Source organism: Pseudoalteromonas sp. NH0006-46, assembly GCF_057547735.1.
On record NZ_BAAJML010000001.1, the window covers coordinates 725,330 to 743,296 of the forward strand.

General features: G+C 38.8%; 16 protein-coding genes and 1 other RNA gene. 9 read left to right on the top strand and 8 right to left on the bottom strand.

The window, feature by feature from the left end; translation table 11 throughout:
* Positions 1–27: 27 nt before the first annotated feature.
* The 4 genes from AC27I2_RS03315 to AC27I2_RS03330 all read left to right on the top strand — a co-directional run bounded on the left by AC27I2_RS03315 (position 28) and on the right by AC27I2_RS03330 (position 3,972).
* Positions 28–333 carry an STAS domain-containing protein gene (locus AC27I2_RS03315; protein WP_058551023.1) on the top strand — a complete coding sequence of 102 codons (306 nt, stop codon included), beginning with the start codon at positions 28–30 and terminating at the stop codon, positions 331–333.
* The gene (locus tag AC27I2_RS03320; protein WP_219421694.1) at positions 333–1,985 is read left to right on the top strand and encodes a SpoIIE family protein phosphatase; all 1,653 of its coding nucleotides are present in this window, start codon (positions 333–335) and stop codon (positions 1,983–1,985) included. The genes AC27I2_RS03315 and AC27I2_RS03320 overlap by 1 nt, the downstream gene beginning before the upstream one ends.
* A gap of 56 nt (positions 1,986–2,041) precedes the next feature.
* A complete protein-coding gene (locus AC27I2_RS03325) occupies positions 2,042–2,701 on the top strand; it encodes a GAF domain-containing protein (RefSeq protein ID WP_487203484.1) in 660 nt (219 codons plus the stop codon).
* Positions 2,702–2,781: 80 nt separating this feature from the next.
* Entirely contained in the window at positions 2,782–3,972 is a 1,191-nt protein-coding gene (locus AC27I2_RS03330) for an amino acid aminotransferase (protein WP_058551026.1), read from the top strand.
* A gap of 86 nt (positions 3,973–4,058) precedes the next feature.
* Here AC27I2_RS03330 and AC27I2_RS03335 read toward each other — a convergent pair whose 3' ends face one another.
* Positions 4,059–5,264, bottom strand: coding sequence for an aromatic amino acid transport family protein (locus AC27I2_RS03335; RefSeq protein WP_487203485.1), 1,206 nt, complete (start codon positions 5,262–5,264; stop codon positions 4,059–4,061).
* A gap of 358 nt (positions 5,265–5,622) precedes the next feature.
* Here AC27I2_RS03335 and AC27I2_RS03340 point away from each other — a divergent pair, with 358 nt between their 5' ends.
* The gene (locus AC27I2_RS03340; RefSeq protein ID WP_487203486.1) at positions 5,623–6,504 is read left to right on the top strand and encodes a DMT family transporter; all 882 of its coding nucleotides are present in this window, start codon (positions 5,623–5,625) and stop codon (positions 6,502–6,504) included.
* Positions 6,505–6,604: 100 nt separating this feature from the next.
* On the opposite strand, the gene AC27I2_RS03345 is transcribed toward AC27I2_RS03340, so the two are convergent.
* Complete coding sequence (locus AC27I2_RS03345; RefSeq protein WP_487203487.1) at positions 6,605–7,483, bottom strand: flagellar protein MotY; 879 nt, start codon at positions 7,481–7,483, stop codon at positions 6,605–6,607.
* 202 nt (positions 7,484–7,685) lie between these two features.
* On the opposite strand from AC27I2_RS03345, the gene rnt reads away from it, so the two are divergent.
* The gene (gene rnt, locus AC27I2_RS03350) at positions 7,686–8,369 is read left to right on the top strand and encodes a ribonuclease T (RefSeq protein ID WP_058552054.1); all 684 of its coding nucleotides are present in this window, start codon (positions 7,686–7,688) and stop codon (positions 8,367–8,369) included.
* On the opposite strand, the gene AC27I2_RS03355 is transcribed toward rnt, so the two are convergent.
* Positions 8,353–9,978, bottom strand: a complete 1,626-nt coding sequence (locus AC27I2_RS03355; RefSeq protein WP_219421700.1) for a flagellar assembly protein A — start codon at positions 9,976–9,978, stop codon at positions 8,353–8,355. The two genes, rnt and AC27I2_RS03355, sit on opposite strands and share 17 nt — an antisense overlap.
* A gap of 268 nt (positions 9,979–10,246) precedes the next feature.
* On the opposite strand from AC27I2_RS03355, the gene ssrA reads away from it, so the two are divergent.
* Positions 10,247–10,603: a transfer-messenger RNA gene (gene ssrA / locus AC27I2_RS03360) on the top strand.
* Between the two features lie 95 nt (positions 10,604–10,698).
* Here ssrA and AC27I2_RS03365 read toward each other — a convergent pair.
* The 4 genes from AC27I2_RS03365 to mnmC form a co-directional block, all read right to left on the bottom strand.
* Positions 10,699–11,754 (bottom strand): hypothetical protein, encoded by a 1,056-nt coding sequence (locus tag AC27I2_RS03365; protein ID WP_487203488.1) that lies wholly within the window; start codon positions 11,752–11,754, stop codon positions 10,699–10,701.
* Positions 11,755–12,231: 477 nt separating this feature from the next.
* Positions 12,232–12,867 carry an SDR family oxidoreductase gene (locus AC27I2_RS03370; protein ID WP_219421702.1) on the bottom strand — a complete coding sequence of 212 codons (636 nt, stop codon included), beginning with the start codon at positions 12,865–12,867 and terminating at the stop codon, positions 12,232–12,234.
* A 181-nt stretch (positions 12,868–13,048) separates the two neighbouring features.
* Positions 13,049–13,369, bottom strand: coding sequence for a hypothetical protein (locus tag AC27I2_RS03375; RefSeq protein ID WP_058403438.1), 321 nt, complete (start codon positions 13,367–13,369; stop codon positions 13,049–13,051).
* A gap of 59 nt (positions 13,370–13,428) precedes the next feature.
* Positions 13,429–15,438 (bottom strand): bifunctional tRNA (5-methylaminomethyl-2-thiouridine)(34)-methyltransferase MnmC2/FAD-dependent 5-carboxymethylaminomethyl-2-thiouridine(34) oxidoreductase MnmC1, encoded by a 2,010-nt coding sequence (gene mnmC / locus AC27I2_RS03380; protein ID WP_487203489.1) that lies wholly within the window; start codon positions 15,436–15,438, stop codon positions 13,429–13,431.
* A gap of 178 nt (positions 15,439–15,616) precedes the next feature.
* On the opposite strand from mnmC, the gene fabB reads away from it, so the two are divergent.
* On the top strand, positions 15,617–16,828 hold the full coding sequence (gene fabB, locus AC27I2_RS03385; protein WP_487203490.1) for a beta-ketoacyl-ACP synthase I: 1,212 nt from the start codon (positions 15,617–15,619) through the stop codon (positions 16,826–16,828).
* A 73-nt stretch (positions 16,829–16,901) separates the two neighbouring features.
* Here fabB and AC27I2_RS03390 read toward each other — a convergent pair whose 3' ends face one another.
* On the bottom strand, positions 16,902–17,267 hold the full coding sequence (locus AC27I2_RS03390; RefSeq protein WP_058403435.1) for a hypothetical protein: 366 nt from the start codon (positions 17,265–17,267) through the stop codon (positions 16,902–16,904).
* Between the two features lie 50 nt (positions 17,268–17,317).
* On the opposite strand from AC27I2_RS03390, the gene AC27I2_RS03395 reads away from it, so the two are divergent.
* Positions 17,318–17,863: a GNAT family N-acetyltransferase gene (locus AC27I2_RS03395; RefSeq protein WP_138528662.1), complete on the top strand. Its 546-nt coding sequence runs from the start codon at positions 17,318–17,320 to the stop codon at positions 17,861–17,863.
* The last annotated feature ends 104 nt before the right edge of the window (positions 17,864–17,967 follow it).

The window sequence follows — 17,967 nt, forward strand, 5'->3', positions numbered from 1 at the left end:
TCAAAGATACATTTAACGGAGAAATCAATGAATTTAACTACTCGTACATCAGCCGATGGAAAAGCGCTAACAATACAAATAAAGGGAAAGTTTGACTTTAATTTAGTTCAGTCTTTTCGCCAAGCCTATGCACAAATAGACAACGGCACTAATAAAGTTATTGTTGATTTAAGAGAAACTGACTACATGGATAGTTCTGCCCTGGGTATGCTTTTAAATATGAAAAAAACATTAGAAGATAAAGTGACTGTGTTTGAAATTACTAATTGCCAGCCACAGCTTAAAAAAATACTACAAATATCGCGCTTCGATAAGAAATTTGACATTAGCTAATGGCACCACACGTTCTTATTGTCGATGATCAGGCATTAAACCGTATTTTACTAAGTCAAATGCTTAAAGATGAGGGCTATCAAATATCGATGGCCTATAACGGCCAAGAAGCTATTAAAATCCTCGAACATGAACCCATAGACATTGTGTTACTCGATGTAATTATGCCAGTTATGGACGGTTTTGAGACCGCCAAAATAATAAAAAATAATCACAGTGACGTTTATCTACCTATTATTTTTATTACTTCTTTAGATGACAAAGCAAGTTTTGAAAAATGTTTGGAGGTTGGTGGGGATGACTTTATTCATAAACCATTTGATAAAGTAATTCTTAACGCAAAAATTAAAGCGCATAGAAGAACCCGAGAATTAAGTAAAAAAGCGAATCAGCAAAAGCAACTTCTCGAATATCACCATAATCAAATTGAGCGTGAACACGAAATTGTTGAGCATATTTTTAATAATTCGCTCGAAAATCAAGATGGTTTTAAGCAGCACCTCGACTTTAATTTATCTCCCGCTTCTATGTTTAACGGCGACATGTTTTTAGTTGCGCAAAGTCCAATAGGTAACTTGTATTGTATGCTGGGCGATTTTACCGGGCATGGTCTAGCAGCTGCTATTGGTGCACTTCCTGTATCTCGTGCATTTTATACAATGGTAAATAAAGGCAAGGCCGTTAATGATATTGCTTTTGAGTTAAATACGCTTTTATACAACCTGCTACCAGGGCACATGTTTTGTGCGGCGACTATTGTAGAGCTCAGTGCATCTGGAAAAAGTATATCAGCGTGGCTTGGTGGCTTACCTGATGCATATTTGATTGATAGCGAAGGCAATATAAAAAAAACGCTAGAGTCTCAGCACATGGCACTGGGCATATTAGACAAACATGAATTTGAGTACGACTTAATACATTTTGAAGTCAGTAGTGATACGCGTTTAGTGCTTGCTACCGACGGCATAATAGAAACGACAAATAAACAAGATGATTTTTTTGCCGAAGACCGCTTAATAGCCACCCTGCAAAGTAAGCCTATGATCACCTGTGAGGATATAATTGCTCATGTCAGCGATTTTGCACAAGGCTTACAGCAACAAGATGATGTAAGCATTGTGCTTCTAAACTGCTTGCCTTTGCCGATGGAAGAAAAGCCCAGAGAACCTTTCTCAACGCTTGCTTTTAATTTGTCATTGAGCCTAAATTCAAAACAAATTAAACAAACTGACCCCGTCTATGACATTGTAAATATTCTTAGTCGAATTGAAGGATTAAATGATCACCGCTCAAACATATTTTTACTCCTTTCTGAAGCTTACAATAACTCACTTGATCATGGTGTTTTAGGATTAGACTCTGCGATTAAACTTCAGGAAGACGGTTTTTTTAAATTTTATGAAATGCGTGAAAAGGCAATAAGTGAGCTAAAAGATGCCATGATCATCATTGATATACGTTATTGCCCAGATACACTTAGCCTCCATTTTATGATTTGTGACTCGGGTAGGGGGTTTAGTAGTCAGTCAAATGATGTAATGAGTGGTAATAATGAATTTGGTCGGGGCCTGTCATTGCTTGAAGAAATAGCAGAAAAAGTGACTTACAACGCAAGCGGTAACCAAGTTGAAATGTGCTATAAGTTGATCTAGCTCTGCGAAAATATCCATGCTATTATCCTCAAAACTTTAGATGTATGGATGGCCAAATGATTTCTTCTTATTTAACGCAAGCGCAGTTAAGCGTCGATGCAAACTTAATTTCAGCCGAGCTTGAAAAGCTCGAGAATTATCTTGCGCATACATCTTTGCCAGAAACTCGTTGGCAGTATCAAATACCTGAATTAGGCGAAGGCGGAGCATGTAGCTTATTTGGTTACTTGCAAGATGAGCCTTTCAACCTTGCTGATTTCATAAATAACGATAGCAATACCAATGACAAGCTTGCACAGCTGCAAAGTATTGTTAACTATGTACACTCGCAAACGGGTGTTGACTGGTATGGTATTTATCAATCAACAAACACTAACGAAGGTAAACAACTATTAAAGCTTGCTTATCATGGCGTGCCTAGCCGTCCTTTATTTCCGCTTACACAAGCCTTTGCTGCAGGAAGCAATAACGTTCAAGTGGCTTTATCTCAAAAAGGCCGCATTATTAATAATATAGAGCAATACTTGGCACAAGGTGGAGAATATTATACCTGTGACCCTAAAGTTAAATCTGAAGTGTGTTTGCCTTTGTTTAATGCTCAAAATGATTGCGTAGGTATTATTGATGCGGAAGCATTTAATAATGATTTTTTTGATGAAAAAGCACTGGCCATTTTAATTGCATGTTGTATTAAAATTCCTCATTCACTAGTGTAAATAACACTAGTCAACGTGATGTGCTTTTATGTTAAGCTAAGCTTAATTGCTAACCCATAAATATAGATAAGAGATAGCCCATGTTCTCAGTATTAAAACCATTACCAACTGATCCGATCCTTGGCCTTATGGCGGCCTATAAACAAGACACAAACCCTAATAAAATTGATTTAGGTGTGGGTGTTTACAAAGATGAGCACGGCAATACACCTGTACTAAATGCAGTAAAAAAAGCAGAAGCGTTCCGTTTGGAAAATGAAACAAGCAAATCTTATATTGGTTTAGCAGGTAACTTAGATTACTGTCAAAAAATGGAACAGCTATTACTTGGTGAGCACCAAGCATTATTAGCAAATCGTGTTCGTACTGCACAAGCACCAGGTGGTACAGGCGCACTTCGTGTTGCTGCTGAATTTATTAAACGCTGTAATACAGATGCAACCGTATGGGTTACAACGCCGACTTGGGCAAACCACATTAGTTTATTTGAAGCGGCAGGTTTAACCGTAAAAGAATACCCGTACTACGACTACGAAAATAAAGATCTGTTATTTGATGAAATGATCAATACCCTTAAGCAAGTACCAAAGGGTGATGTAGTGCTGTTACATGCATGTTGTCATAACCCAAGTGGTATGGATTTAAACGAAGAGCAGTGGAAAACCGTTGCAGAGCTTGCCAAAGAGGTTGGCTTTACACCGTTAGTAGATATTGCTTATCAAGGTTTTGGTTCTTCACTTGAAGAAGACGCACGCGGGCTACGTATTTTAGCCGACGCCGTAGAAGAGTTAATTATTTGCTCTTCGTGCTCTAAAAACTTTGGTCTATACCGTGAGCGTATAGGTGCATGTTCATTAATCGCAAAAGACAGTGCAACAGCTGATGTGTCTAACTCAGTAATGTTAAGTGTGGTACGTAGTATTTACTCAATGCCTCCGGCACATGGCGCTGATATTGTTAACACTATTCTAAGCAGTACAGAGCTTACGCAAATGTGGCATGCTGAACTTGATGAAATGCGTACACGTATTAATGGCCTTCGTAGTTTAATTAAAGAAAGTCTAGCATCAAAAGACATAGCGCAAGACTTTTCGTTTATTGAACGTCAACACGGTATGTTTTCGTTCTTGGGTATTAATAAAGAGCAAATTGAGCGATTACAAAAAGAATACGGTATATACATTGTTGGCTCAAGCCGCGTAAATGTAGCGGGTGTTAGCAAAGCAAACCTTGATTACTTTGCAAATGCAGTGGCTGACGTTTGTAAATAAGCGTAGTTAATATAAAAAAACCGCACTCCATTAATAATGGTATGCGGTTTTTTATTAACTAAATTTTGTTGTTACAAAAGTACGGTTTAACCAATTGCGGGTATAAACCCCGCCATTTGCATAAATTGCGCAGCAATTATTAGCACGCCACATAACCCAGCAATTAATAGCCCAATACTACCACTTTGTACTTTATAACCAGTGACAGTGCTTACTGAACCTCGTTGCTTATAAACCATAGCAACAGGTAAAAATACAGCTAATATAACTAAAGCTATAGCAGCGTAACCTAGAGCCATAATAAACCCTTGCGGGTAAAAAAGGGCAAACCCCAAAGGCGGTATAAACGTAACAAGCGCGGTTTTAATTCGGCCTACGTTGTTATCGACTTGCTTGAATGTATCGGCAAAAAAGTCAAATAAACCCAAGCTTACACCTAAAAATGAAGTTGCTAGTGCTAAATCGGCAAATAACTTTACCGCTACCGACACGTTTGAATTATGTGCAATGCTTGCAACACTGGCTACAAACCCGCTCAAACCTTCGCTATTAAGTAAATCGCTTTGGCTCATAATACCTTGGCTTAATAATTGCCAAAAAATATAAATTACTAAAGGAAGTGCCGCGCCTGCAATCATCACTTTACGAAGCGTTTTTACGTCAAGGCCTACGTATTTCACGATTGATGGAATAGAGCCATGAAATCCAAAAGAGGTAAAGACGACAGGGATCGCGGATAATATTAATCCTTGTTGTACTGGCATTTCGAGTAAATGCTTGGCTTGTACATAAGGTGTAAGCATATAAAATAGGCTGGCTAAAACAATCACTTTAATTGTAAATAGCACTCTATTGAATTTATCTACTTTGCTTGTTCCCAGTGTAACTACGCTTGCAATAATGACCGCTAATATGACAGACCCAAATTGGGGAGCCATGTCTAAATCAAACCCAAGATTAATTCGTTCTTGAAGCTGTGCACCACCGCCTGCAATATACGCTGCGCATAAAGCATAAAATAAAAACACCATAGAAAAATTGGCAGTGTATTGACCGCGCTTCCCAAGCCAGCGTTTAGCAAGTGTATTTAACGTGGCATCACGTGGGGCAAATTGATGTAGCTCTAACATCAGTAAAGCGGTGTAAGTCATTAATACCCAGCTTGCAACAATAAGTGCAAGTGCAGTCATAAAACCTAAACCAGCAGAGGCGATAGGTAAAGCAAGCATGCCAGCACCAATTGTGGTACCAGCTACGATTAACATGCTGCCTATTGTTTTATTTTTGAGCACTTAATTACCTTAATTATTATTAATTTACACGCACGATATAACTACTTCAGTAAAACTCAAATAGTTTTGTTCTAAATGGCATTAAATAAAATGTAACTTACAATTTACAGCTGTATATTTACACGTTTTTTAATCTTTAATATGATTAAACGCCTATTCATAAACCCTTTACAGCGTATAATCCTATGACCAGTTCTTAGGCGCTTATATTTTAAGATTAAGCTGACAGTTAAGTGCTTTTAGCGAGTTTTAACAAAAGCTATTTAGCTTTGCCTGTAACTCATTTATCAATGCGTGAAGCTGGTTTTTACTTCCTAAGCTCAACTCGCCTTATTTTTAACTTACAAAGGAATGGCACGTGCCAGTTAAAGTTTCTTATTTTTTAATGGTTCTTATATGGTCGACCACACCGCTGGGTATTGTGTGGAGTAGTGAAAGTGTTTCGCCCTCATTAGCGGTGCTAATGCGTATGCTGGTGGGGCTATTTATGGGGGCGCTTGTCGTAGCCGTCACTAATGTAAGAGTGCCATGGAATAAGTCGGCGTGTTTACTGTATTCTTACTCAAGTATTGGTATTTTTGGTGGCATGCTATTGAGTTATATGGCGGCTAAAACAGTGCCTTCTGGCATTATTTCACTCATGTTTGGGTTGACTCCTATTTTATCGGGGTTGCTTGCTCAGCAGCTATTAAATGAGCCTAAATTTAGCCCAATAAAGCTCATTGCTTTAGCAAGCGCTTTAGTTGGCCTTTATTTTGTAAGCTACAACCAAGTACAAAATTCACAAACTCAGGGACTCGGGCTTGTATATGTATTTATGGCTGTGTGTTTTTTTAGCTTAAGCGGTGTCATGATAAAGCGAGTAAAAATTGCAATTCACCCTATGGCCACAACATTTGGTGCACTCGTGTTTGTAACGCCACTATTTTTTATTGCGTGGTGGTTGCTTGATGGTGAGCTTAATATACAAAACTGGAATGTAAGGTCGCTTTGGGCAATTGGTTATTTAGGATTATTTGGTTCGTTAATAGGGGCATTAGCGTATTTTCATGTTTTACAAAATTTAAATGCAAGTACCGTTGCGTTAACCACACTTATTACTCCAAGTTTTGCTATTGGACTAGGTGCGTGGCTTAACAACGAGCCACTGAGTATAGAGCTAATAACTGGCGCGGTTATCATTGTTATTAGTTTAGGCTTTTTTCAATTTGGCGATAAATATTTAAAAGCAAAGCGTTAGCACTAGTGCGTGTTGAACTTTGTGGCTAGAAATTTGTTCAATCTAGGAGCGATCAAATTACAGCGTGAGGTTTGTAACCTAGTGGGCTGAGTATACGCTCCTACATTTTAGCTATTTGAATTACCAAACGGCGGTTTTTATCGCGACCTAAAATATTATCGTTGGTGTCTACAAAGCGTTTTTCACCAAACCCCGTTGTTTTAACTTTATTTTCATCTACCCCTAGGCTAACCATGTAGTCTTTTATTGCTTTAGCACGCTTACGCGATAGGTCTAAATTGTTCCAACGACCGCCGTAGCTATCGGTATAAGAGTCGATACTAATTGATTCGATGGTTGAATCGTTTTTTAAATATTCAGCAATTTTGTTAAGGCGTTGCTGAGATGATTTAGTGAGCTTACTGCTGTTAGATTGATAGTTCATTACTGTAAACGAAATATCTTCAAAGCTGTAAGGCAGTAGTTCGTCACGACATTGTAAAAACGCCCAATAAGCTTGCTTAAAATTAACGCTTGAAATACCAACGGCAATTTTATCGGCACTATTTTGCCAGTCTTGATAGTAAAAAGTGGGGTAAAATCCTTTTTCAAGCTCAGTGAGCATTTCCCAAGCTGTTTGATTGCCTAGCTCGCCATCAAACTTTTTTAGTAGCTTCATATTGGCAATATCTCGGGCTGGTAGCCCAGAACGCCATGAAGGCGGAACTGCTTTAAGTCCAGCAATAGAGTAGTTATCTGGGCGCACAACCATATCTAAATTAAAAGTTAGGTTTTTATTTTTGCTTGCAGTGGCTTTAAAAATAGCTTCCCCGTAGTAAGGAACCTCATGATTTAATTGGCACTGTAAGCGTGTTGTTCTAACGACTTCCCAGCTTGAACTGTCTTGATTCGCAGAGTAATTACGCATGGCTGCAGTTGCACTTGCGCTTAATAGCACAGAGCTAATACTGGCGCTCATCAATAATAATTTAAACTTCATAAAACTCTCCGTAACCCTACACGCCAAAAATTTGGCATTGTTCAGTACTACTTTATTAAAGTGCAACGTAAACTTTGCTAGCGTCATTCTAAAGCAAGTTATATGCCTATTATTATAGGCGTAAATAATAGTTAATGCCTCTAGCCGAAAGCCCTATACTTTTGACATAATAGAAGGCTTATACCTACAAACCAAGAAGACTATGGCAAATACTGAGCAAACTCTTTTCGCAAAACGCTTTCGTGGCTTTTTTCCTGTTGTTATTGATGTTGAAACCGCAGGTTTTAATAAAGAAACAGATGCATTACTTGAAATTGCAGTCTCTGTATTAAAAATGGATGACAATGGCTTGTTGAGCATAGATCAAACAGTGCATTTTCATGTTGAGCCGTTTGAAGGTGCTAATATTGAGCAAGCGGCAATCGAATTTAACGGAATTGATCCATTTTCACCGTTAAGAGGAGCAGTAAAAGAAGAGGATGCCATTAAAGAGATTTGTAAGGTAGTGCGCAAAGCGCAAAAGGCAGCCGGATGTCAGCGTTCTGTTATTGTGGCGCATAACGCGGCCTTTGATCACGGATTTTTAAATGCAGCTATTGAACGCAATAGTATAAAACGCACCCCGTTTCATCCATTTGTAAGCTTTGATACAACAACGTTAGCAGGGCTTGCATTAGGTCAAACAGTATTAGCTAAAGCGTGTCGTGCAGCTGGAATTGAATTTGATAACAGTCAAGCCCACTCAGCACTTTACGACACAGAACGCACCGCTGAATTATACTGTTTAATCGTAAACCGTTGGCAAGAGCTAGGCGGTTGGCCGCTTGCACCACTTGATGATAGTGACGAAGATGAAGCAGCCAATGAACCTAAAACGACTGAGTAATTTTACCCTCAGATAGTTTTACGAAGTGGGGGGGATAAATACGCGAAAACTGTTTTGTTTCTTTTGCTATTTTAACCTCTACACCAGGGTGCATTAATTCGTTCACTTTTACGCGGCTAGAAGCTAATAGCTGGGCTATTTTTCTTTTTACGATTGCTTTTTGCTGCTTAACATTGCGAGAGCGAGCATTCAGTTGCTTTTCGTTAGCACTGATTTTATCTGTAAATTGTTTACGCTGAGCAGGGTTCGTGATTTTTTCTGCTTTAGTTCGCGCATTTTTTAAATCCACTAATTTAGTGCTTAATACTTTTTCAAAGTCGTTAATTTGGCTCTGCTTATCACGCAGTTCAAACCAGTTTTGAGCTAAAAATACACGCGTTTTAGTACCGGCTGGTGCACCTAGTTCGCCAGTTTCAATACGCATAGCATCAAATATATTACCACCTATAATTTTGCCACGAGGCTTATCTGCCTTGCCAACACGAATTAAACGTTTAGCCGTTAAATCACAATGCAATACTTGACGTTCAATAAACAGGTTTTGGTCGGTTTTAATATTACAGTATTGGGCATAACCTATAGAAATTGTGCGCTTAGCTGAAATGCTACATGTAAATGCTTCTTCGTTTTCACGGTTACGGCCTATAGCCCCTAGCACAATTGTAACTGCACTTTGGCTTTCAACAATGGCCGATTCAACAAAGCCTAAAACAGTAATATCACCTTTTGCCTTTACTCGCATACCGTCTTTTATGTCACCGCTGATAATTACACTGCCATCAAAATCAACATGACCGGTGCTCACATCGACATTATCGAAACATAAAACGTCGTCAACGCGCATCCCGCGTGGTAGCGCAACAGGTACGCCTTTGCAGTCTGCTATTAGTAAATTGGGGTTTGTTGGGTCTATTTTTGTCCCTTCAAAAGGTTGCAGCTCAAGCTCTTTACCAGGCGTTGCAGGAATGATATCGCCAAACACGGTATAGCCGTCTTCACCCATTGTGGCAGCAATACGTTGCATAAGAGGTGTGCCTGGTTTAACAGTAATAATGGCACCAAGATCTTTCATATCTACTTTGCCACCGGCAGTAGCTTGAGGGCTTAAAATACGATCTTGTGCTGTTGAACAAAGGCGAACAAATTTAGCATCGCTTCCTTCTTTTGGATTACGACCATGCGCAACAATAGCGCTGTAAGTTGACCCAGAAGCTTGTTCAAATTGTTGACCCAAAAAGCTATCAAGTGCGCGAGGACTAATCCCTTTTTTTACACCCGCTTTGTTCAACGCCTCTTGTGCATCTTCTATTGAAAGCAGTGCACCACCTTTGGCGGTTGTTATTGTTGCTTCTGCAACCATGTTTTTTTCATCAATATTAATTACAATAGATGCATCCACTGCTTTTGCGACAACTAAAGACACTTCTTTGTGGTTATTTGTAGGCGCAAAAAGTTTTCCGATATTGGCTGAAATGATCTCATATTCACCAAATTCAGATTGCTCAAACATTTCAATTAGTTGAGTGCTTGTGACCGGAAAACCACTATCAACAGGATGCTTAGTTAAAGACACACATCCTGTACTTTTATCTAATGAAAAAACCGACATTTTTAATTCCCTACTTCTTATGCCTGTTATTATTCTTAACTTTTACAGTTACAACTAAACCTTTAGCACTAGTTTGCTAATCCCTCATTTGAACACAGGTTAACCATATTGTTAAGTAAATGTTTACTGTATCTAGTACATTATTGTTAATTTGTTCATTAAATGCGCAGTTAACATAGGTGAATTAAATAAAGCGTCATTAAGCCTTGAGTATCATCACTTTACTCAGTTATACTGCCTGCACGCTCTGAATGAGTTTACTAATTCAGGGGCTGATTAGGATTCGACGGAATTCAAGAAGCCCAAGGTGCATGTCGAGGTGCGGTTTGCCTCGTAAAAAAGCCGCAATCTAAAGTAATCGCAAACGACGATAACTACTCTCTAGCAGCTTAGGCTGGCTAGCGCTCCTTCCATGTATTCTTGTGGACTGGATTCTGGAGTGTCACCCTAACACCTGATCGCGATGGAAACCCTGGCCGGGGTTGAAGCGTTAAAACTAAGCGGCCTCGCCTTTACTTACCGTGTTTGTCCGGGATTTAAAGGTTAATTAAATGACAATACTAAACATGTAGTACCGACGGTCGAGGCTTTTCGGACGGGGGTTCAAATCCCCCCAGCTCCACCAATAATGGTTTTTAAATTCGTTTGTTTAAAAACCCTAAATAACCCGCAACTTGAGTAATCAGGTTGCGGGTTTTTTTATGCAATGAATAAAAAATACTAGGTTTCTTTAATTGTACGTAGCTTCATTTTTATCACAATGATCATTAATATAAGTAGTGATAAAACACTAATTGACAGCGTTAAATTAAGCACAACGTTGTTAGGTTCATTAACTTTAGGAAGAGAGTTGCTGATTTGTTGCTGCCTAATATAACGCTGACTGATCCAGTCTACGGCGTTGATCCATTGAACTTTGTTTGGGTCGGCATTACTAAGAGTGCTCATTACATGCGCGTCGTTATTTAAGTTTTTTGCTAAATTAATGAGTTGCAGCCAAAATACATTTTTTTCACCTAATTCGTCTATTTCTTGAAGGCGTAGGTTTAATTTTTCTCCTCCCATTTTTTCTACATTAGGCTGTTTTACACTTTCAGCATAACTATTAATTAATAGGGCAAACCGATTGAATTGCTGACTACCTTGGTTTTGCGATGCATTATTATCGGTATTTATATTGCTTTGTTGATTGTTAATTGCGTTTTGGTCAGTTATGTATTGTTTGTAATCTTGATAGGTTAAGTTAACTAAAGTGTTACTTTGCGATTCATTCACAGTGTTTGAAAGTAAATTACAGCTAATGGTAAGGCCCGTAATTGTCACAACTAACAGGGATACGTAACAAAAATAGAGCAGGCTTTTTAGTGACGCGCGCTGCAGCTTTACTTTGTAGTTTTTGTAACGCGTAATCATATCCCTTACAGAAATTGCTTTTTTTTGCAGTAGTATACGTTTTGAATTGGACGTTTTATGTGTTTTTGCATTATCGTAATTTGTTGGTGTTTTTAACGCTAAAGGATACTGTTTTTCAGTTAAAGAGGTAGATTGATGCAGTTCAACTCGTGTTATTAAGCCCATTTTTTTAAGTGACGATTCGGCTTTAACAGCTTCAATACTCGTTAGATCTTTTTTCAATGCGTAGGGTTTACCGTCAAATAATTTGATGGCAATAGCATGGGGAATATTTAAAAACTGACTTAGTTCTTTTTGTACCAATGGAATATTGGCATGCTGGTGTAATTGGCCATTAAAAATAATTTTAAATGTAGCGCTCACATTAATTCCCTTATTAACATCCCAGAAAGAAGCTTTGTTTTTATTTTAGATACATAACATAAATTTAACAGATTGGAGCACGGTTATCTATAATCCTCACTAATGATTTTTCATTAATAATTTACTGTGCTTAAAATTAGTACAGAAAAGTGGGTTCATAAGAAGAAAATTTGCAAAGTAGGGAAGGAAACGTGGATTATTTTACATTTAACTATTAGAGCGGCACTCACTTAGATCTAATCTTGGGGCTGTGTCGTCTAGTTTACTGAATCTCATCGTGACTACTTTGGGTTTAAAGTTTTTGCGAAGTAATGGGGTAATTGTTTGTTGCATGCAAATGGGTGCCTTATTGCCTATTCCTTATTTAGATCCATTAGGCTCAATATTACGCCCTTGTTTTAATGTTGGCTGTTTAATTTACTTGGTAATCGATGAAAGTGCTGCCCCACTAACGCTCAGGTTAATGGAGCGCTTAAATTATTTAACCGCAGATTTTATTGCTGTATCACCATCAAATAACTCAAAAATACGATTTTTTTCAAATGAGTTAGTTGCAATATGCAGTAGCGCATTGGCTACATTTTCTCGACTGATTTTGGCTTTGTCTTGATCATCAGGGCGCTGTTTTGTCACTTCCATTGAGGCTGTTTCATCAGTAAGCGTACCAGGGCGAACAATGGTGTAATTTAAGCTGCTATTGGTTAAGTATTCATCGGCCATGTGTTTAGCAACTAAGTAAGGTTTTAAATCGCTTTCTATTGCGTCCGGGTTGTCTGCACCGATTGAGCTGACCATAATAAAGTGTTTAACTTTATTATCTTTTGCATAATTTACTGCTTTAACAGCAGCCCATAAGTCAATCAATAATGTTTTATCATCCCCAGTACTACCACCAGAACCCGCTGCAAAAATTACTTGGTCGCAACCTTTTACAGCTTCGCTAAAGTCACCTTCTAAGTCCTGCTCTACAATATTTAAAAACGGGCTTTCTAAATCACTTAGTTTAGTTTTATCACGAACAAGGGCGGTAACATTTTGTTCGTTCTTAAGTAATAACTCCGTTGTCATTTTACCAATTTGACCACTAGCGCCAATAATTAAGGTCTTACTCATAATTAACTCCTTTCACTTGTTAGTAAATGTGTTTGCTTACAAATAGAGCTTGGGCTCAAAAATTGTTTTTAAAGGGTAAAAAGAGATATTAATTGGTTAATTTTAAAGAACGTTTAATTTAAAACGAGCACCTTAACTGAGTATGAAAATGAGTGGCTATATTGGTGTTTTTTTATAACGTTTATTCGATCATTATACTCACTTCGGTCACATAGTTACGGTGGTATAAGCTAATACGCACTTTACGAGTTTGGTAATTGTAATGAAGGGTACGGTAATTTTTATTGCCGGTTACGCTTAATGGCTCACCTAACTGTTGCTGATAAAAGTCTGTAATGGACGAAATAGATTGCGTTAAATACCCTGTTTTTACAAGTGGGTATTCATCTGTTACTTCCATCGTTGTAACAAACTCATCAGGCAGGGCAATGTTAATAACATTTATGCTAAGTGCTTTAAACGAGGTAAACAATATCAGCGATAGTACAATTAATTTTTTCATTGTGGCTCTATAAGTTCCTTTTATTAAGAATAGTTTACCTAAATTAGGGGCTTTGTCATTTATATTTTATTGCGGATTAAATCTCTTACAATAAAACGAGCGGGGTGTATTGCTTGGCTTACTCGCTCGCTGAGTGGGCGCGGCTCGTTTGCTAAGCAGCTAATAAAATGTTCGGCACACAGTGGTGCGCTGCATAAAGCGCGAGCTCCAAAACCTGTGAAAATATGCAGTCCTTGTTGAGGGTTCGCCAGAGGCAAGTATTGGTAACGTTTCCCCAGCCTTAGATTTGCAAATGCGTTAGTATAATCGCTTTGTTCACACCATTGCCCAGCCATTGGCAGGTGATCGATGAATGTGCATCGGACAGCGGCTTTTGCTGAGTTTACTTTACCTAACGTTGTGGCAAAGTCGCTATGTTCGTAAAAGTTGATGAGTTGATCACGGTTGGTTTGGTTATCTTCATCTGAAACATGACGGCTTTTACTGTTTTTATCAAACGTAGCACCCATACAGTGTTGGTCTAAATAAGCTGGCGTAAAGTAGCCTTTATGGCAAAGCACCGTCTTAAGCTTTTGAGATTCAGGGCTTGCTTGCACATGCGACACTTGCCCGCGTACACCTACAATAGGAAGTGCTTTTGTTTGCTCAAATGCGTCGCTGTGCTCACCAGCGCAAATAATAACATCGCTAAATGGGCCAAACTTTTGGTGATTGCTTGTTAAAAACCAGCCGTTTTCTGTTTTTTTTAGGTTTGTGATATTGCAATTAAAATGGCTGTTGTGAGGCGCTAGTTTATTGGCTGCGGCTAGCATTGCATTAACGAGTTGTGGTGGATTAACCCAACCCCCTTGTTCAAAAAACACACCGGGGTAACCAGTTTGAACGCCGGCTATTTCATCGCCTTGCTCTGCGGTTACGTTTTGCATAAGTTGCTTTGGCCAAAGTTGCTTTTGAGCTAGGTTTTTGTGTTTATCAGCCAGCGGTTTTTTTACTGCATGTTGCAAAACACCACACCATTGATGATCAAAACTAAAGCCTTCATCCAGCAGTTGTTGGTAAACACGCTTTGCGTATAAAAAACTATGAGCAAAAAGTTCACTATGTGGCGAGTTTTTAGCTTGTAAGTGAGGATACACCGCGCCTTGCACATTATGAGACGCGCCCATAGCGGGACGTGGGTCTTGGCAAAATAATTCAGCTGCAATACCACGTTTAGCAAGGCTATATAAAATACAACTACTTGCTATACCGCCACCAATAATAGCAATTTTTTCGAGTTTGCTCGCATTTTGATTAAAGTAAGGCGGCGCAGATTGCGCTGTATTTGCATCATTTATTTGGCCAATTAGCATGTCTCTTTTTTTGCCAAAGCCTTTACTTTTGATTGTATTAAACCCGGCTTCTATTAAGCCACGGCGAACAAAACCTGCGGCGGTAAATGTAGCGAGTGTTGCTTTTGCTTTTGAAATGTTAGCCATGCCATTAAATAAGCTTTGTTGCCACATTTCAGGATTTTTACTTGGGGCAAAGCCATCCAGATACCACGCATCAACAATACCTGTTTGTGGGTAGCTCATTGTATTAATAGACGCCAGCGCATCACCAAAACGTAAATCGAGCACAACACGCCCGCTGTCAAACTCAAGGCGATGGCATCCTTGTAAGTTGATAGGGTAACTGTTAACGAGTTTTTTGCTTAATTTTTGTAATGTAGGCCATGCTTGAAGTGCTCGGCTTAAATCGTCGACTTTTAACGGATATTTTTCAAACGAAATAAAGTGAAGGCGTTTAACACCTTTATCTAATTGATTTTGTGATTGTTGACGTGCAATATGATCGTTAAAGTGTTGCCATGTATTTAAGAAATTCAGCCCTGTGCCAAACCCTGTTTCTGCTATTACAAAATGGGATTGGTCATGAGTTTGTAATCGAGTGTCTATATTATTTTGCTCATAAAACACATAATGCGATTCAGCAAGGCCGTCGTCATTCGAAAAATAAATATCACCAAAGTCATCAGCAAACGGTGTACCTAAATCGTTAAAGTGTATATGTGCGTTTTTGATCATAATTAACAAATTTATAGAATATATTTTTCATTATTTTACGGGTTTTCTTTGTAATAGTCTGGCGTTATTTATAAGCTAGCAGTTCAGAGTACAAGTGTACGCTAGAAAGCTGACCACTTAAGTGATTAAATTCGCGTAAAATAAAACGCAATTAAGTATTAAGCTAAGGGAATCACCCATGAGAAGAGCCGTAATTACCGGTATCGGTGTTGTATCAAGCATTGGTAACAACAAAGAAGAAGTTTTAGAGTCATTAAAAACAGGTAAAAGTGGTATCGCTTTCAACCAAGAGTTTGCCGACTATAACTTACGCAGTAACGTATCGGGTATAATTGACATAAATGTTAAAGATCACGTTGACCGTAAAGCAATGCGTTTTATGGGCGATGCAGCTGCGTACTCTTACATTTCTATGACGCAAGCAATTGAAGACTCTGGATTATCAGAAGACCAAGTGTCAAACGAGCGCACGGGTATTATTGTTGGCTCTGGTGGTGGTTCATCTAAATGGCAAGTTGAAGCTGCTGATATTTTACGTGAAAAAGGCGTAAAACGCGTAGGGCCTTATATGGTTCCACGTACTATGGCCAGTACAACATCAGCATGTTTAGCGACCCCTTTTAAAATAAAAGGCGTTAATTATTCAATTAGCTCTGCGTGTGCTACGTCGGCGCATTGTATTGGTAATGCGGTTGAACAAATTCAACTGGGTAAGCAAGACGTTGTGTTTGCTGGTGGCGGTGAAGAACTTCACTGGACGCTTGCAATGGAATTTGACGCAATGGGTGCACTGTCGACTAAATACAACGAAACGCCAGAAAAAGCATCGCGCACCTATGATGCTAACCGCGATGGGTTTGTTATTTCTGGCGGTGGTGGCATTGTGGTTGTGGAAGAGCTTGAGCATGCATTAGCACGTGGCGCACATATTTACGCTGAAATAGTAGGGTATGGTGCTACATCTGATGGTTACGATATGGTTGCACCTTCGGGCGAGGGTGCTGCACGTTGTATGCGCCAAGCAATGCAAAATGTAGACAGCATTGATTACCTTAATACGCATGGTACATCAACACCGGTGGGTGATGTCAAAGAGCTTGGTGCAATTCAAGATGTATTTGGTGGTAACTCGCCAATGATCAGTGCAACAAAAGCAATGACTGGTCATGCATTAGGGGCTGCAGGTGTGCATGAAGCCATTTTCTCTTTGCTAATGCTTGAGCATGGCTTTGTAGCGCCATCTATTAATGTTGATGAATTAGACGAGCAAGCTGAAGGTTTAGATATTGTGACGGAACGCAAAGACGTAGCGCTTAATACAGTAATGTCTAACAGCTTTGGTTTTGGTGGTACAAACGCCACTCTGGTAATGAGCAAATATAAAGCTTAATTACTCACAGTTGTTTTGTACGATACAAAAAAGGTAAGCCGTAATGGCTTACCTTTTTTTATTACAAGGTTTATTATCCCTTATTATGTTCTTCACGAGCTTGCTCAATTTCATCAGCAATTTCTTGCGCTTTTTGCTTCGTTTTTTCTGTTAATTCACCTGCGGCTTCTTTACTTTTTATCCATGCATCAATAGCAATTTCTTTACCATCGTCGTACATGTCTAAGCCCATTGCTTTACTTTCTTGCAGCAGTTCGTTTAGTGACTCATCATTTTTAAGATCGTTTGTTGTTTCTTTTACTTCATTCCATGCATCACCCAATTGCTCTTGCATTTGAGCGGTTTTTTCTTTTGTTTCTTCTTTTACTTCTTTTGCATCTTCACAACCCGTTAAAGTTATTAAAGTGCCTAATAATGCTAAACCTGCTAATTTGTTCATGTGTTATCTCCTCAAGAGATTAATAATTGATTTAAAGGAACTATACACTAATGAAAATGAACGCCCCCGTAACAAAACGGTTAAAATTTAAATTAATGGACGAGCATGATTGGCATAAATTGTATGAACTTGATCAAGACCCTGTAGTTATGCAATTTTTAACACGCGGGGTTCCTACCTCAAAAGAGCAAATTAAAGAGGAAGGTATACCGCGTATGCTTGCTTATCGAAATGAGCAAACAGGGTGGGGGCTTTGGTCAATAACAATTAAAGACACGAATATGTTTATTGGCTGGATTCTACTGAGGCCTATGGATTTTTTTAGTGATTCACCAAACTTTAGTGATATTGAAATTGGTTGGCGCTTTAAACAAGCTAGTTGGGGACATGGATACGCTACTGAAGCCGCTAAGGCACTGTGTGGAGAGTTAGCAAAACAACCTAGTGTAAAAAAAATTAGCGCCAGTGCTCTGGCTGATAATGTCGGTTCTATAAAAGTAATGGAAAAGCTTGGACTGTTGTTTATTAAAACCTACACACATACCGATGAACAGGGTGAGCTACCTGCTGTTCTTTATTCTAAGCGTTTAAGGTAAGACTAAAATCTGAATACGCAACGATTGACCTAGCCATTAAAGCTATGCATAAATAAGCGTGAGGTTATGCTGTTAGTTATTTTTAAGATGTTTACTTTTTAATT

Coding starts and splice junctions, on each gene's coding strand:
- AC27I2_RS03320 (WP_219421694.1), top strand. CDS start 333: ATGGCACCACACGTTCTTATTGTCGATGATCAGGCATTAAACCGTATT.
- AC27I2_RS03355 (WP_219421700.1), bottom strand. CDS start 9,978: ATGTCGGTTTTTTCATTAGATAAAAGTACAGGATGTGTGTCTTTAACT.
- AC27I2_RS03325 (WP_487203484.1), top strand. CDS start 2,042: ATGATTTCTTCTTATTTAACGCAAGCGCAGTTAAGCGTCGATGCAAAC.
- AC27I2_RS03345 (WP_487203487.1), bottom strand. CDS start 7,483: ATGAAGTTTAAATTATTATTGATGAGCGCCAGTATTAGCTCTGTGCTA.
- AC27I2_RS03370 (WP_219421702.1), bottom strand. CDS start 12,867: ATGAGTAAGACCTTAATTATTGGCGCTAGTGGTCAAATTGGTAAAATG.
- AC27I2_RS03390 (WP_058403435.1), bottom strand. CDS start 17,267: ATGAACAAATTAGCAGGTTTAGCATTATTAGGCACTTTAATAACTTTA.
- AC27I2_RS03395 (WP_138528662.1), top strand. CDS start 17,318: ATGAAAATGAACGCCCCCGTAACAAAACGGTTAAAATTTAAATTAATG.
- rnt (WP_058552054.1), top strand. CDS start 7,686: ATGGCAAATACTGAGCAAACTCTTTTCGCAAAACGCTTTCGTGGCTTT.
- AC27I2_RS03330 (WP_058551026.1), top strand. CDS start 2,782: ATGTTCTCAGTATTAAAACCATTACCAACTGATCCGATCCTTGGCCTT.
- fabB (WP_487203490.1), top strand. CDS start 15,617: ATGAGAAGAGCCGTAATTACCGGTATCGGTGTTGTATCAAGCATTGGT.
- AC27I2_RS03375 (WP_058403438.1), bottom strand. CDS start 13,369: ATGAAAAAATTAATTGTACTATCGCTGATATTGTTTACCTCGTTTAAA.
- AC27I2_RS03315 (WP_058551023.1), top strand. CDS start 28: ATGAATTTAACTACTCGTACATCAGCCGATGGAAAAGCGCTAACAATA.
- mnmC (WP_487203489.1), bottom strand. CDS start 15,438: ATGATCAAAAACGCACATATACACTTTAACGATTTAGGTACACCGTTT.